Here is a 12,796-nt window from a genome sequence, read left to right on the forward strand (position 1 = left end):
TGTTGTCCTGCTTTCTCTCAGGCTTTTTACAGCTTCTCGGTTTCACCACTCTTCGGTTGCCACTTCATCAGACGACGCTCCGCCACGCCGACGATCCCATCCAGGATCAGCGCGAACGCCGTCAGCACAAGAATGCCGGCGAACACGGTGTTGATATCGAACGTGCCTTCAGCCTGCAAGATCAGATAGCCCACGCCGCGCGCCGAGCCGAGATATTCGCCGACCACCGAGCCGACGAACGCCAGTCCCACCGCCGTATGCAGGCTCGAAAACACCCAGCTCATCGCGCTCGGCAGATAGACATTGCGCAACAGCCGCTTGCGATTCGCCCCGAGCATGCGCGCGCTGGCGAGCACGACCGGACTCACTTCCTTCACGCCCTGATAGACGTTGAAGAACACGATGAAGAACACCAGCGTCACGCCAAGCGCGACCTTCGACCAGATACCAAGCCCGAACCACACACCGAAAATCGGCGCGAGAATCACGCGCGGCATCGAGTTCGCGGCCTTGATGTACGGATCGAACAACGCGCTCGCCATCGGTGACAGCGCGAGCCACAGTCCTATACCCAGGCCGAAGATCGTGCCGAACGCGAACGCGAGCACGGTCTCGATCAGCGTGATCCACAGATGCAGATAGATCTCCCCGCTCGAGAACCACTCCCAGATCCGCACAAGCACCTTCTGCGGTTCGCCGAAGAAGAACGCCGCCTTGTTCGGATCGTCGAAATAGAACGCGGGCAACAGCGTCGGACTCGTCAGCACGTACCAGAGCAGAAAGCTCAGCACGAGTAGCAGCCACTGCCAGATCACCAGGTTGGCGCGATTCGGACGCACACGCTTCCACATGTCTTTTCTTTGCCCTGAACGTAGTTGTCAGTCGGTGGAAAGCCGCGCTCAGGCGGCCGTCAGTTGCTGCTGGTAGCCCTTCAGTACTTCGTCACGCAGCACGCTCCAGATCTGCGCATGCAGTTCGACAAAACGCGGATGCGTGCGAATTTCAGCGACATCGCGCGGACGTGGCAGATCGATCGTGAACTCGCCGATCGGCCGCGTGCCCGGCCCCGCCGAAAGCACGACGACGCGATCCGACATCGCAATCGCTTCGTCGAGATCGTGCGTGATGAAGAGCACGGCTTTGCGCTTCGCGGCCCACAGGTCGAGCAGTTCGTTTTCCATCAACTGGCGCGTCTGGATATCGAGCGCGGAGAACGGCTCGTCCATCAGGATGATGTCGGGGTCGAGAATCAGCGTCTGCGCCATCGCGACGCGCTTTCTCATCCCGCCCGACAGCTGATGCGGATAGCGGTCGCCAAAGCCGCCGAGACCGACGCGCTTCAGCCATTCATCGGCGCGCCTGCGTGCTTCGTTGAGTGGAACGTTGTGGAACGTCAGGCCCGCCATGACGTTGTCGATTGCGGAGCGCCACGGCATCAGCGCATCGGCCTGGAACATGTAGCCGGCGCGACGGTTGATGCCCTTCAGCGGTTCACCGAACACCGTCACCTCACCCGACGAGGGTTCGAGCAGGCCGGCGCCCACGTTCAGCAACGTCGACTTGCCACAACCCGTCGGCCCGACGACCGACACGAATTCGCCCGGCGCGATACGCAGCGTCGTGTCCTTGACGGCGGTGTAACGCTGCGAACGGTCGTCGCGCGCAGCGAACGTGCAGGTGATGTTTTCGAGCGCCAGTGCGGCAACGGTCATCGTTCGACTCGCTTCTTCGAATACGTTGAGGATCGTGCGGGCGGCGAGCTTCCGTTGAAGACGCCCGCCTCGTCACGCACGCGCGACAGTGCTACGCCTTGACGGTCGTGAGCGCCTTCTTGACGAAGTCGTTGGTCCACGTCTTCGACAGATCGATCGGCTTGCCCTTGATCGTGTCGTCAAACGTCTGCAGTGTTTTCAGCGACGTCGCGGGACCGTCGGCCGGCATCAGACCATCCGGCGACATAGCCTCTTTCACGTGCTGCCACGCATCGAGATACAGCGCGCGGTCACCGAGCAGATACGCTTCGGGCACGGTGTTGATCAGCTCGCTGCCTGTCGCCGTCTGCAGCCACTTCAGCGCGCGGACCATCGCGTTGGTCAGTGCCTGCGTCGTGCCCGGATTCTTCGTGATGAAGCTTTGCGACGCGTACAGGCAGCCCGCCGGCATGTTGCCGCCGAACACCGTCCGCGTGTCGTTGAGCGTGCGCGTATCGGACACCACGCGGATATCGCCCGAGCGTTCGAGCTTCGTCATCACCGGATCGAGATTGGCGATTGCATCGATCTGACCAGACTGCAACGCCGAGATCGCGCCTGCGCCCGCGCCCACACCGATGAACGACACGTCCTTCGCCGTCAGGCCGGCTTTCGCGAGCACGAAGCTCGCCATGATCGACGTCGATGAGCCCGGCGCGGTCACGCCGATTTTCTTGCCTTTGAGATCGGCGATGGTCTTGTAGTCAGGCATCGCTTTCTTCGACACGGCGAGCACGATCTGCGGCGCGCGCCCTTGCAGAACGAACTCGCGGAACATCTGGCTTTTCGCCTGCAACAACAGCGTGTGTTCGAACGCACCGGACACCACATCCGCGCTCCCGCCGACCGCGGCCTTCAACGCCTGCGAGCCGCCCGCGAAATCGGAGATTTCGATGTCGAGGCCTTCGTCCTTGAAGTAGTTGCGACGCTCCGCGATGGTGAGCGGCAGGTAATAGAACAGGTTCTTGCCGCCGACGGCGATCGACACCTTCGTCGTTTCAGGTTTGCCCTGCGCGAAGGCAGGCGATTTGCCGGCGAGCGCGGCGCCAGCGAATGCGGCCGAGCCGGTCAGGAACGTTCTGCGTTGCATCCTGGAGTCTCCGTCCTCGTTGTGTTTTTTTGCACCCGGCCCCGTGTGCCGGGTTCTTGCGGACCTTATGCCGGTCCGCTGTGTGTTGCTTTCTTCCTTCGCCTCGCGTGCATACGCGTCGGCTCGAATCAGCCCAACTCAGACGATCTGTTCCGCATGCAGCCGGGCAATGTGGTCTGCATCATAACCTAGCGAATGAAGGACTTCATCGGTATGTTCACCCAGTTCCGGGCCCAGCCATCGCGTTTCGCCCGGCGTTTCCGAGAGCTTCGGCGTGACGCCAGGCAGTGTGATCTCGACGTCGTCCTGCCATTTGAAGCGCTGGATCATCTGGCGCGCGAGAAACTGTGGATCGGTGAACATGTCGGCGACGCTGAAGATGCGGCCGACCGGCACATCGGCGGCGTTCAGCACCGCGAGCGCCTCGTCGATCGTGCGCGTGGACAGCCACGCGGCAATTGCGCCGTCGATTTCCTGCGTGCGCGGCACGCGGCCGTCGTTCTGCGCGAGGCCCGGATCGTTCGCGAGGTCTTCGCGATCGATCGCGATCATCAGGCGTTTGAAGATCGGATCACTATTACCGCCGATTACGATGCTGCCGTCACGACACGGATAGGTATTCGACGGCACGATGCCCGGCAGCGATGCGCCGGTGCGCTCGCGGACCATGCCGTATACGCCGTATTCCGGCACGACGCTTTCCATCATGTTGAAGACGGCTTCGTACAGCGCGACGTCGACGACCTGCCCTTTGCCGCCGTTCACCTGCTTGTGATGCAGCGCCATCAATGCACCGATCACGCCGTGCAGCGCTGCGATCGAATCGCCGATCGAAATGCCGATGCGTGGCGGCGGCAGATCGGGATAACCCGTGATATGACGCAACCCGCCCATTGATTCAGCGATCGCGCCGAAACCCGGACGGTCGCGATACGGCCCGGTCTGGCCGTAACCCGAAAGCCGAACCATCACAAGACCAGGATTTTCCGCCGACAGCACGTCATAACCGAGCCCGAGCTTTTCGAGCAGCCCCGGCCGGAAATTTTCGATGACGATATCGGCTTCCTTCGCGAGACGCCGGACGATTTCCTTGCCCTCTTCGGCCTTGAGATTGATCGTCACCGACTTCTTGTTGCGCGCCTGCACGGCCCACCACAGCGATGTGCCGCCCACTTCCGGATAGAGCTTGCGCCACTTGCGCAGCGGATCGCCGCCCTTGGGGTCTTCGATCTTGATGACGTCCGCACCGAACTCGCCCATGAAACGGGCCGCAAACGGACCTGCGATCAGCGTGCCGAGTTCGAGCACCTTGACGCCCGCGAGCGGGCCAGTGGTTACGCTCATGTGTCTCCTTCTGTATTGCTGGGTCTGCGGCAGGTGTTCGCTCCTGACGTTCGCGTTGTGCGGCAAACGCCGTGCTACATCGAACGCCGGTCGAGCATCGCGCGGGCGATGGTGCCTGCGTCCACGTATTCGAGTTCACCGCCGACCGGCACGCCGCGCGCAAGACGCGTCACGGACAGGCCGCGCGCCTTCAGCGTCTGGCCGAGGTAATGCGCGGTCGCTTCGCCTTCATTGGTGAAATTGGTTGCGAGCACGACTTCCTTGACGATGCCATCCGACGCGCGCCTCACCAGCCGGTCGAAGTGGATCTCCTTCGGGCCGATACCGTCGAGTGGACTGAGCCGCCCCATCAGCACGAAATAGAGGCCGCGATACGTCATCGTCTGTTCGAGCATGATCTGGTCGGCAGGCGTCTCGACGACGCACAGCAACGTTGGATCGCGCGCTTCATCGAGACAGACCTCGCAGATCTGCGCCTCGGTGAACGTGTTGCACTTCTCGCAGTGCTGGAGATGTTCGGTCGCGAACAGCAGCGAGCGGCCGAGCTTTTCGGCGCCGTCGCGATCGTGCTGCATCAGGTGATACGCCATGCGTTGCGCGGACTTCGGCCCGACTCCGGGTAGCGCGCGCAGCGCTTCGACGAGCGCCGACAGGGCGGAAGGTTGTTTCATGCGAAATCGGCGTCGTCGAAAGGGGTGAAACGAAAGTGCTGCGGGTGCTGATCGTACCGATCGTGCTGTGCGCCGTGCTGGCGCGGCACGATCAGAACGGCAGCTTGAATCCCGGCGGCAACGGCAGACCCGACGTCATGCCACCCATCTTCTCCTGCGCGGTGGCTTCGGCCTTGCGGACTGCGTCGTTGAACGCAGCGGCGACGAGGTCTTCGAGCATGTCCTTGTCGTCGGCGAGCAGGCTTGGGTCGATCGACACGCGGCGCACGTCGTTCTTGCACGTCATCGTCACCTTTACGAGACCTGCACCCGACTGTCCCTCGACTTCGATCAGGGCAAGCTGCTCCTGCATCTTCTTCATGTTTTCCTGCATCTGCTGGGCTTGTTTCATCAGCCCGGCGAGTTGACCTTTCATCATGGCATGCTCCTTCGTGATCGTTTGAAATTCAGGGAACTGGCGACGGGTTTTTCGTGATCCGGCGCCTTATGGAGTATTCGAGTGTGTTCGATGCGTCTGGTTTAATGCGGGGCGGACGCGCTGCCGGCAGCGCCCTGCCCGGCTTCGGGCGCGATCGGCCGGATCGAATCCGGCACGATGCTCGCGCCGAAATCGCGGATCAGCGATTGCACAAACGGGTCCTGACGAATCTCGCGCTCGGCGTCCTGCTGACGCTGTGCGCGCGCGGCGGCGTCGAGCGCGGCGGCCGTGCGGCGCGCCGGGCCCACTTCAACCTGCACGTCGATCGCTTTACCGAGCCGCTCGGCCAGCGCTGTTTTCAACCTGGCGACCTGCGCAGCGTCCGCGTATTGCGGCACCGGAACGTTCAGCTTGAGCGTCGTGCCGTCGAGCGACATCAGTTCGCTGTTGAACGCCAGTTGATACGAAATGCCCTTCAGCGGCAGGCCGGCTGCGAGCGCGGTCCAGTCGCCTTCGAAGCCAATTGCATCGAGCGGAATGGCCGGCGGTAGCGGACGCGTGTCGACGACCGGCGCGGGCTCTTTCGCCGCGGGCGTCAGACGGACGTCGTCGGGGCCGCTGTCGAAGACCGGCATGTAGTTGTCGTCGGGCGGCCCAAAAAACGCTTCGTCCGACGCGACCGGCATGTAATCGTCCGGCGGAATGTCGTCCCACGGCGGGACGGACGAACCGCTCTGCGTGTCATTGCCGCGTGGCTGTTGCTGCGGCTCTACGCGTGCGGGTGCGGCTTCCTGCGCGCGGCGCGGTGCGCCTGGCGTCGGCACCGGGACGTTGACACGCGGCGCGGCGGGCTTCGGCGCGGGCGCCGGTGCGGCTGGCGCGGCGGTGCGGCCACGCTCGGACGACACCTTCAGGCCCGCGCTGCGCAGCACGTCGAGCGCCGCGCTCGCGCCGCCGGCGCGACGCGGTGCGGCTGCAGGCGCCTGCTGTTGCGTCGGCGTATCTGGCGGACGGGCGTTTTCGTTTTCCCCGGCGTTCGAGGTCAACGTGGAGGCGGTACCAGTGATTTCAGACGCAGGTGCCGGAGATGTGGCAACGGGCGAGCCGTCGCTGTCCTGATGCGCAGCCGTCGCGGGCGTTGCCGCAATTCCGGCGCTTGAGGCATCGGCGTGATCAACCGGGATTGACGACGCCGCAACGCGCGTTTCCTCGCGCGAATCCTGCTTCAGCGTGACGCTGCCGGCCTCATCGCCGACGTCGGCTGGCGCGGACTGCGCCCCGGCGGCATCGCCGGCCTGTTCGCCCGACGCCGCTCCCCGCGCCGGCACCCCGTCGGCAACCGCCGGTACGGGTGACGACGCATCCGGCATGGCGACGACGCTTGCGGTCCCCGACGCCGGCAACGATGCCTTCGGCGCAGCCGGCATGGAATCTTCGACACGCACTGCCGGTCGCGCGCTGATGTCAGGTTCGATCTTCGCCGGTTCGCGACGCTCTGGCGCGACCGGGCGTGACGAAGCGGCAGCACCTGGCGCCACTGCGTCAGCAGCCGCGCGTACAGCATTCGCAGCGACGCCCTGCTGGGCCGCAACCGCCGGCGCCGCAGCACGCGAGCCCGACGCGGCACCGGCCGCAGCCGACCGCGAAGCAGGCGCCACACCGCCTCCGCCGCCACCATTGGGCGCGGGCTCGAACGCCAGCATCCGCAACAGCGTCATGGTGAAACCGGCGTATTCGTCGGGCGCTAGACCGAGTTCGTTTCGCCCCACCGTCGCGATCTGATAGAAAAGCTGGACCTGCTCCGGGCTCAGCGTATCGGCGAAGCGGCGGATATCGCCCGCTTCCGGCCATTCGTCCAGTACCGACGACGGCGCAAACTGCGCCCAGCCCACCCGATGCAGCAGACTCGCCAGATCCTGCAGCGCCGTCGAAAACGACAGGCTGCGCAGCGCCATTTCATCGGCGACCGCGAGCACGCCCACACCATCGCCCGCTGCGAGTGCATCGAGGAGACGAATCAGATAACTCTGGTCGAGTGCGCCGAGCATGCCGCGCACGGCTTCCTCGGTGACCTGATTGGCCGAATAGGCGATCGCCTGATCGGTCAATGAAAGCGCGTCGCGCATCGAGCCATCGGCCGCGCGCGCAAGCAGGCGCAGCGCCTGCGCTTCAGACGGAATCTTTTCTTCGCCGAGAATCCGCTCGAGATGCGACACGATGTGTCCGGCCGGCATCTGCTTCAGATTGAACTGCAGACAGCGCGACAGCACCGTCACAGGAATCTTCTGGGGATCGGTCGTAGCAAGGATAAATTTGACGTGCGAAGGCGGCTCTTCCAGCGTCTTCAACATCGCGTTGAAGGCGTGATTCGTGAGCATGTGCACTTCGTCGATCATGTAGACCTTGAAGCGCGCATCGACCGGCGCATAAACAGCGCGCTCGAGCAGCGCCGCCATTTCGTCGACGCCGCGATTACTCGCCGCGTCCATCTCGACATAATCGACGAAGCGGCCCTCGTCGATCTCGCGGCACGCACGGCAGACGCCACACGGCGTGGCAGTCACACCGGTTTCGCAGTTGAGCGCCTTGGCAAAGATGCGCGACAGCGTCGTCTTGCCGACGCCGCGGGTTCCGGTAAACAGATAGGCGTGGTGAAGACGCCCGCCGTCGAGCGCGTGCGTGAGCGCGCGCACCACGTGCTCCTGTCCGACGAGCGACGCGAAATCCTTCGGCCGCCACTTGCGTGCGAGAACTTGATAGGTCATCCGGAAATTGTATCAGCAACGATGACGCACAAAGACGAATCGGAAAGACGCGACGACGCGCTACCGCTTCATTGTATTTCGCTAACGACGCGATAGAGAAAACCGTGGAAAACAGGAGAGAAAAACAGAACAGCTGGAGATAACCAGACGTACAGCCAGACGAACAACTGGGAGAACAACGAACAGCAGAAAAGAGGAAGGTGACGAGCCCGACCCTCGGCACTGGCGGAAAACGGCTGTGGCTGCTTCGTTCCCGACCTGACCAGGTTGACCATCCCTCCATGCGAGGAGGCCCGTCACGAAGCATTCTATCACCGGTCGTCGCATAACGCGACTCCCGATGAAGGCGAAATGCATGACTACCGGGTTGCAGCAGGGTTGCGGTCGCGCCCGCAGCGCTCTTGCGTTTACGACCGGCGTCACCAGATACGCCTCGAAGCAGCACACCTGGGACACACGTGGTGACACGCGTATTGGCCTGCCGGCATCACTACTATCAGCGTCGGCAACGCATAGCGATTTAGGCTAAACTGGCGTACGAATGACCCGCAAAGTCATGGTCGTGGCGCCTCCATCGGGTAGTGCCGAAGGGTGCCCTGCCGGGCGATGAATGCGGCGAGGCGAACAGAAGTTTTCCTGGTTTGATGTATCGTGGCGACCAATCAAGGCGGGCCCCGATCCGATAGAGGTATTCATACAATGAGCGAACAAATCAAGCATATCAGCGACGCATCGTTTGAACAGGACGTCGTGAAATCCGATAAACCCGTGCTCCTCGACTTCTGGGCCGAATGGTGCGGCCCGTGCAAAATGATCGCGCCGATCCTCGATGAAGTCGCGAAGGATTATGCGGATCGTCTGCAGATCGCGAAGATCAACGTCGACGAACATCAGTCGACGCCGGTCAAGTTCGGTGTGCGCGGCATCCCCACGCTGATCCTCTTCAAGAACGGCGCTGTCGCCGCGCAGAAAGTCGGCGCTCTGTCGAAATCGCAACTCACCGCGTTCCTCGACGGCAACCTTTAAGCCGGTCGTGTAACGCGCTCGTGGCGCATTGTTGTCGCCTGACAACAATGCGCCACGAGAACATGCTTTTCCGCTGCACTGGCGGAATCCGGCATGTGCTATGCTAGAATCAATTAAACGTCGAAAAGACGTGTAAGTCCCTGAGCGGTTCCGCTCACTTCTCCTCCCAGATTCCATTTCGTCGCACCTTCTCCTCCCCGGCGGGTTCTCCGTATGCATTTATCCGAGCTTAAGACTCTGCACGTGTCCGAATTGATCGAGATGGCCAATGGCCTCGAGATCGAAAGTGCCAATCGCCTGCGCAAGCAGGAACTGATGTTCGCCATTCTTAAAAAGCGCGCCAAGACCGGCGACACTATCTTCGGCGACGGCACGCTCGAAGTGCTCCCGGACGGTTTCGGCTTCCTCCGCTCGCCGGAAACGTCGTATCTCGCCAGCACGGATGACATCTACATCAGCCCGTCGCAGATCCGCCGCTTCAATCTGCATACCGGCGACACCATCGAAGGTGAAGTCCGCACGCCGAAAGACGGCGAGCGCTATTTCGCGCTGGTGAAGGTCGACAAGGTCAACGGCCAGCCGCCGGAAGCCTCGAAGCACAAGATCATGTTTGAAAACCTGACGCCGCTTCACCCGAACAAGGTGATGCTGCTCGAGCGCGAAATGCGCGGCGAGGAAAACGTCACGGGCCGCATCATCGACATGATCTCGCCGATCGGCAAGGGCCAGCGCGGCCTGCTGGTGGCGTCGCCGAAATCCGGCAAGACCGTGATGCTGCAGCACATCGCGCACGCCATCAAACAGAACCATCCGGATATCGTGCTGTTCGTGCTGCTGATCGACGAACGCCCGGAAGAAGTGACGGAAATGCAGCGTTCAGTGGCAGGCGAAGTGATCGCCTCCACGTTCGACGAACCGGCTGCACGTCACGTGCAGGTCGCCGAAATGGTGATCGAAAAGGCGAAACGTCTCGTCGAAATGAAGAACGACGTCGTGATTCTGCTCGACTCGATCACGCGTCTCGCACGTGCGTACAACACGGTCGTGCCGGCGTCGGGCAAGGTGCTGACGGGTGGTGTCGATGCCAACGCGCTGCAACGTCCGAAGCGCTTCTTCGGCGCGGCACGGAACATCGAGGAAGGCGGTTCGCTCACCATTATCGGCACAGCGCTGATCGAAACCGGCAGCCGCATGGACGACGTCATCTACGAAGAGTTCAAGGGCACCGGCAACATGGAAGTGCACCTCGAACGTCGCCTTGCTGAAAAGCGCGTCTATCCGTCGATCAACCTGAACAAGTCGGGCACGCGTCGCGAAGAACTGCTGATCAAGCCCGAAGTGCTGCAAAAGATCTGGGTGCTGCGCAAGTTCATCCACGACATGGACGAAGTCGAGTCAATGGAATTCCTGCTCGACAAGATCCGTCAGACAAAGAGCAATTCCGAGTTCTTCGACATGATGCGCCGCGGCAGCTGATTCTTCGCTGCACGCAGGTACGCTTCAGATAAAAACCGCCCGCTTTTGCGGGCGGTTTTTTTTCGCCCGAACATCCGGATCACAGCACAACCTGTACGTGAACGTTCACGTTGAACTATAATGCGGCTCAGATTCTGAGATTCCAGCGCCGCCATGTCGAGTGAAGAAAGTCCCACCCTGCTGACCGTCCGCGATGCAGCGGAACGCCTGAACGTCACGCCACGCACGCTCAAATACTACGAGGAGCGCGGGCTCGTCACGCCGACGCGCAGCGAAGGCCGCTATCGGCTGTACGACGAAAACGACCTCGAGCGTTTCGCGCGCATCCTGCGTTTCCGCGCGCTTGGCTTTTCACTGCAAGGCATCACGGAGATGCTGAAGCGCCCGCTTGAACCCGTCGAAGGCGGACGCAACCGCTACTCCACCGAATCGTTGCTTGAAATCCGTGACGCACTTGCGCAACAGGTCGATGCACTCAACGCGCGCGTCGAATCGGCGCGACGCGAACTGAAGGAAGTGCAGACGCTGAAAGCTGAACTCAGCGACGACCTCGATTACGTGCAGCGTCGGCTTGCAGGTGAAAGCGCCGATGCCCTCCTCGCACAACGCAGCGCCGCCCGCCTGAAAAGGAAGGCGCAGACACAGTCAGCTACGAAAACGAGGCTCGGCAAAAAGGACAATCCCGACGGCGAATCCGCATGAAAGCGGCGTCCCCACGCGTGCCGCTCTTCAGCGTCGCGAAGCTGCGCGGCGACTTTTTCCCGTGGGTGCTTGCCCTCGTCACCGGCCTCGATTACTTCGACAACGCGATCTTCTCTTTCTTCGCGAGCTATATCGCGGGCGGTATCAACGCTTCGCCGGATGAGCTCGTGTGGTCGTCGAGCGCGTATGCGGTGGCGGCGGTGCTGGGCATTCTGCAGCAGCAATGGTGGGTCGAGCGCTTCGGCTATCGACGCTACGTCGCCGGCTGCATGCTGCTGTTTTCGGCGGGTGCGGTTGCGGCGGCGTTATGCGAAACGTCGATTGAACTGGCGTTCGCGCGCGGCTTTCAGGGTTACTTCATCGGCCCGATGATGGGCACCTGCCGGATCCTGATCCAGATCAGTTTCACAGCGCAGCAGCGCGCCGGCGCGACGCGCGCGTTCCTCATCCTGATCGTGCTGGGCAGCGCGCTTGCGCCGCTCGTCGGGGGGCAATTCGTTGCGCATTTCGACTGGCGCGCGCTGTTCATGTGCACCGCGCCGGCCGGCGTGGTGTTCGCGGGCCTCGCACTGCTCGCGTTGCCGGACTCGGGCGATCTGCAGCCGGAACAACGCGGCGCCTCACACTTCTGGCCGTACATCATCTTCGCTTTCGCGCAAGGCGCGCTGCAGATCGTCATGCAGCAGGTGCGTTACCAGCTGTTCAGCGCATCGCCTGGGCTCATCATGCTGACGGCTGCGGGAATCGTTGGGCTCGCATGGTTCGCCTGGCAGCAGTGGCATCATCCATCGCCGCTGATGCGCCTGCATGCGCTGCGCGAGAAGACATTTCAGGTCGGCCTCGTCCTTTACATGTTCTATTACTATGAGTCGACCGGGTTCAGCTATCTGGTCTCGCGCTTTCTCGAACAGGGGCTCGGCTATCCGGTCGAAAACGCAGGACGGCTGGTCGGTGTCACGTCGTTGATTTCGTCGAGCGCGCTCTTTGTGTATCTGCGTTATGCGAAGCTGTTGCCGCGCAAGAAGTGGATCATCGTGCCGGGCTTTGCCGTCGCCGCGCTGGCCGCTGCGTGGATGGCGCATATGGCGCCCAACGTCGACCAGCGCGCGCTGATCGGTCCGTTGCTGCTGCGCGGTCTGCTGCTGCTTTTCATCGTGCTGCCGGTGGCCAATTTGACGTTTAAAATCTTCGCGATCGAGGAGTTTACGCACGGCTACCGGTTGAAGAACGTCGTCCGGCAACTGACGATCTCGTTTGCCACCGCGTCGGTCATCATCGTCGAGCAGCATCGGCAGGCGTTGCATCAATCGCGGCTCGCTGAATTCGCGAATCCGTACAATCCAGTTTTTCAGAGCACGATTGCAACGTTGACGAACGGGTTCGCTGCCGCCGGCCGTTCGATCAGCGAAGCGCACGCGCTCGCGGTGGTTCAGGTGAGCCGGATGGTGGCGCAGCAGGCGAGTTTCCTTGCGTCGCTGGATGGCTTCTATTTTCTGATCGGCGTCGCCGTTTGCGGCGGGATTTTCGCCGCGTGGCAAAAACAGATCGACTGA

At 62.2% G+C, this 12,796-nt stretch carries 11 protein-coding genes and 1 other RNA gene; 4 read left to right on the forward strand and 8 right to left on the reverse strand.

Annotated features, from left to right (window positions below; translation table 11 throughout):
* Positions 1–26: 26 nt before the first annotated feature.
* From P3T21_RS13615 to ffs, 8 genes are all read right to left on the reverse strand, one after another.
* Positions 27–851, reverse strand: coding sequence for an ABC transporter permease (locus P3T21_RS13615; protein WP_429256455.1), 825 nt, complete (start codon positions 849–851; stop codon positions 27–29).
* Positions 852–899: 48 nt separating this feature from the next.
* Positions 900–1,712: an ABC transporter ATP-binding protein gene (locus P3T21_RS13620; RefSeq protein ID WP_429256456.1), complete on the reverse strand. Its 813-nt coding sequence runs from the start codon at positions 1,710–1,712 to the stop codon at positions 900–902.
* Between the two features lie 91 nt (positions 1,713–1,803).
* Positions 1,804–2,841, reverse strand: a complete 1,038-nt coding sequence (locus P3T21_RS13625; protein WP_429256457.1) for an ABC transporter substrate-binding protein — start codon at positions 2,839–2,841, stop codon at positions 1,804–1,806.
* A gap of 138 nt (positions 2,842–2,979) precedes the next feature.
* Complete coding sequence (locus P3T21_RS13630) at positions 2,980–4,185, reverse strand: CaiB/BaiF CoA transferase family protein (RefSeq protein WP_429256458.1); 1,206 nt, start codon at positions 4,183–4,185, stop codon at positions 2,980–2,982.
* A gap of 74 nt (positions 4,186–4,259) precedes the next feature.
* Complete coding sequence (gene recR, locus P3T21_RS13635) at positions 4,260–4,856, reverse strand: recombination mediator RecR (protein ID WP_429256459.1); 597 nt, start codon at positions 4,854–4,856, stop codon at positions 4,260–4,262.
* A 91-nt stretch (positions 4,857–4,947) separates the two neighbouring features.
* The gene (locus P3T21_RS13640) at positions 4,948–5,274 is read right to left on the reverse strand and encodes a YbaB/EbfC family nucleoid-associated protein (RefSeq protein ID WP_007182071.1); all 327 of its coding nucleotides are present in this window, start codon (positions 5,272–5,274) and stop codon (positions 4,948–4,950) included.
* A gap of 101 nt (positions 5,275–5,375) precedes the next feature.
* Positions 5,376–8,039: a DNA polymerase III subunit gamma/tau gene (locus P3T21_RS13645; RefSeq protein ID WP_429256460.1), complete on the reverse strand. Its 2,664-nt coding sequence runs from the start codon at positions 8,037–8,039 to the stop codon at positions 5,376–5,378.
* Between the two features lie 199 nt (positions 8,040–8,238).
* Positions 8,239–8,337: signal recognition particle sRNA small type (gene ffs / locus P3T21_RS13650), an RNA gene on the reverse strand.
* Positions 8,338–8,738: 401 nt separating this feature from the next.
* Here ffs and trxA point away from each other — a divergent pair.
* The 4 genes from trxA (at position 8,739) to P3T21_RS13670 (ending at position 12,796) form a co-directional block, all read left to right on the forward strand.
* Positions 8,739–9,065, forward strand: coding sequence for a thioredoxin TrxA (trxA, locus tag P3T21_RS13655; protein ID WP_006048864.1), 327 nt, complete (start codon positions 8,739–8,741; stop codon positions 9,063–9,065).
* Between the two features lie 213 nt (positions 9,066–9,278).
* Positions 9,279–10,541 carry a transcription termination factor Rho gene (gene rho / locus P3T21_RS13660; protein ID WP_228878634.1) on the forward strand — a complete coding sequence of 421 codons (1,263 nt, stop codon included), beginning with the start codon at positions 9,279–9,281 and terminating at the stop codon, positions 10,539–10,541.
* Positions 10,542–10,694: 153 nt separating this feature from the next.
* Complete coding sequence (locus P3T21_RS13665) at positions 10,695–11,243, forward strand: MerR family transcriptional regulator (RefSeq protein ID WP_429256461.1); 549 nt, start codon at positions 10,695–10,697, stop codon at positions 11,241–11,243.
* Positions 11,240–12,796: an MFS transporter gene (locus tag P3T21_RS13670; protein ID WP_429256462.1), complete on the forward strand. Its 1,557-nt coding sequence runs from the start codon at positions 11,240–11,242 to the stop codon at positions 12,794–12,796. Before P3T21_RS13665 ends, P3T21_RS13670 begins: the two co-directional genes overlap by 4 nt.

This window comes from Paraburkholderia sp. GAS334 (genome assembly GCF_050436625.1).
Taxonomy (GTDB): domain Bacteria; phylum Pseudomonadota; class Gammaproteobacteria; order Burkholderiales; family Burkholderiaceae; genus Paraburkholderia.

Bases quoted from the DNA above. Each gene is read 5' to 3' on its own strand.
- P3T21_RS13615 (WP_429256455.1), bottom strand. From the start codon at position 851: ATGTGGAAGCGTGTGCGTCCGAATCGCGCCAACCTGGTGATCTGGCAG.
- P3T21_RS13620 (WP_429256456.1), bottom strand. From the start codon at position 1,712: ATGACCGTTGCCGCACTGGCGCTCGAAAACATCACCTGCACGTTCGCT.
- P3T21_RS13625 (WP_429256457.1), bottom strand. From the start codon at position 2,841: ATGCAACGCAGAACGTTCCTGACCGGCTCGGCCGCATTCGCTGGCGCC.
- P3T21_RS13630 (WP_429256458.1), bottom strand. From the start codon at position 4,185: ATGAGCGTAACCACTGGCCCGCTCGCGGGCGTCAAGGTGCTCGAACTC.
- recR (WP_429256459.1), bottom strand. From the start codon at position 4,856: ATGAAACAACCTTCCGCCCTGTCGGCGCTCGTCGAAGCGCTGCGCGCG.
- P3T21_RS13640 (WP_007182071.1), bottom strand. From the start codon at position 5,274: ATGATGAAAGGTCAACTCGCCGGGCTGATGAAACAAGCCCAGCAGATG.
- P3T21_RS13645 (WP_429256460.1), bottom strand. From the start codon at position 8,039: ATGACCTATCAAGTTCTCGCACGCAAGTGGCGGCCGAAGGATTTCGCG.
- trxA (WP_006048864.1), top strand. From the start codon at position 8,739: ATGAGCGAACAAATCAAGCATATCAGCGACGCATCGTTTGAACAGGAC.
- rho (WP_228878634.1), top strand. From the start codon at position 9,279: ATGCATTTATCCGAGCTTAAGACTCTGCACGTGTCCGAATTGATCGAG.
- P3T21_RS13665 (WP_429256461.1), top strand. From the start codon at position 10,695: ATGTCGAGTGAAGAAAGTCCCACCCTGCTGACCGTCCGCGATGCAGCG.
- P3T21_RS13670 (WP_429256462.1), top strand. From the start codon at position 11,240: ATGAAAGCGGCGTCCCCACGCGTGCCGCTCTTCAGCGTCGCGAAGCTG.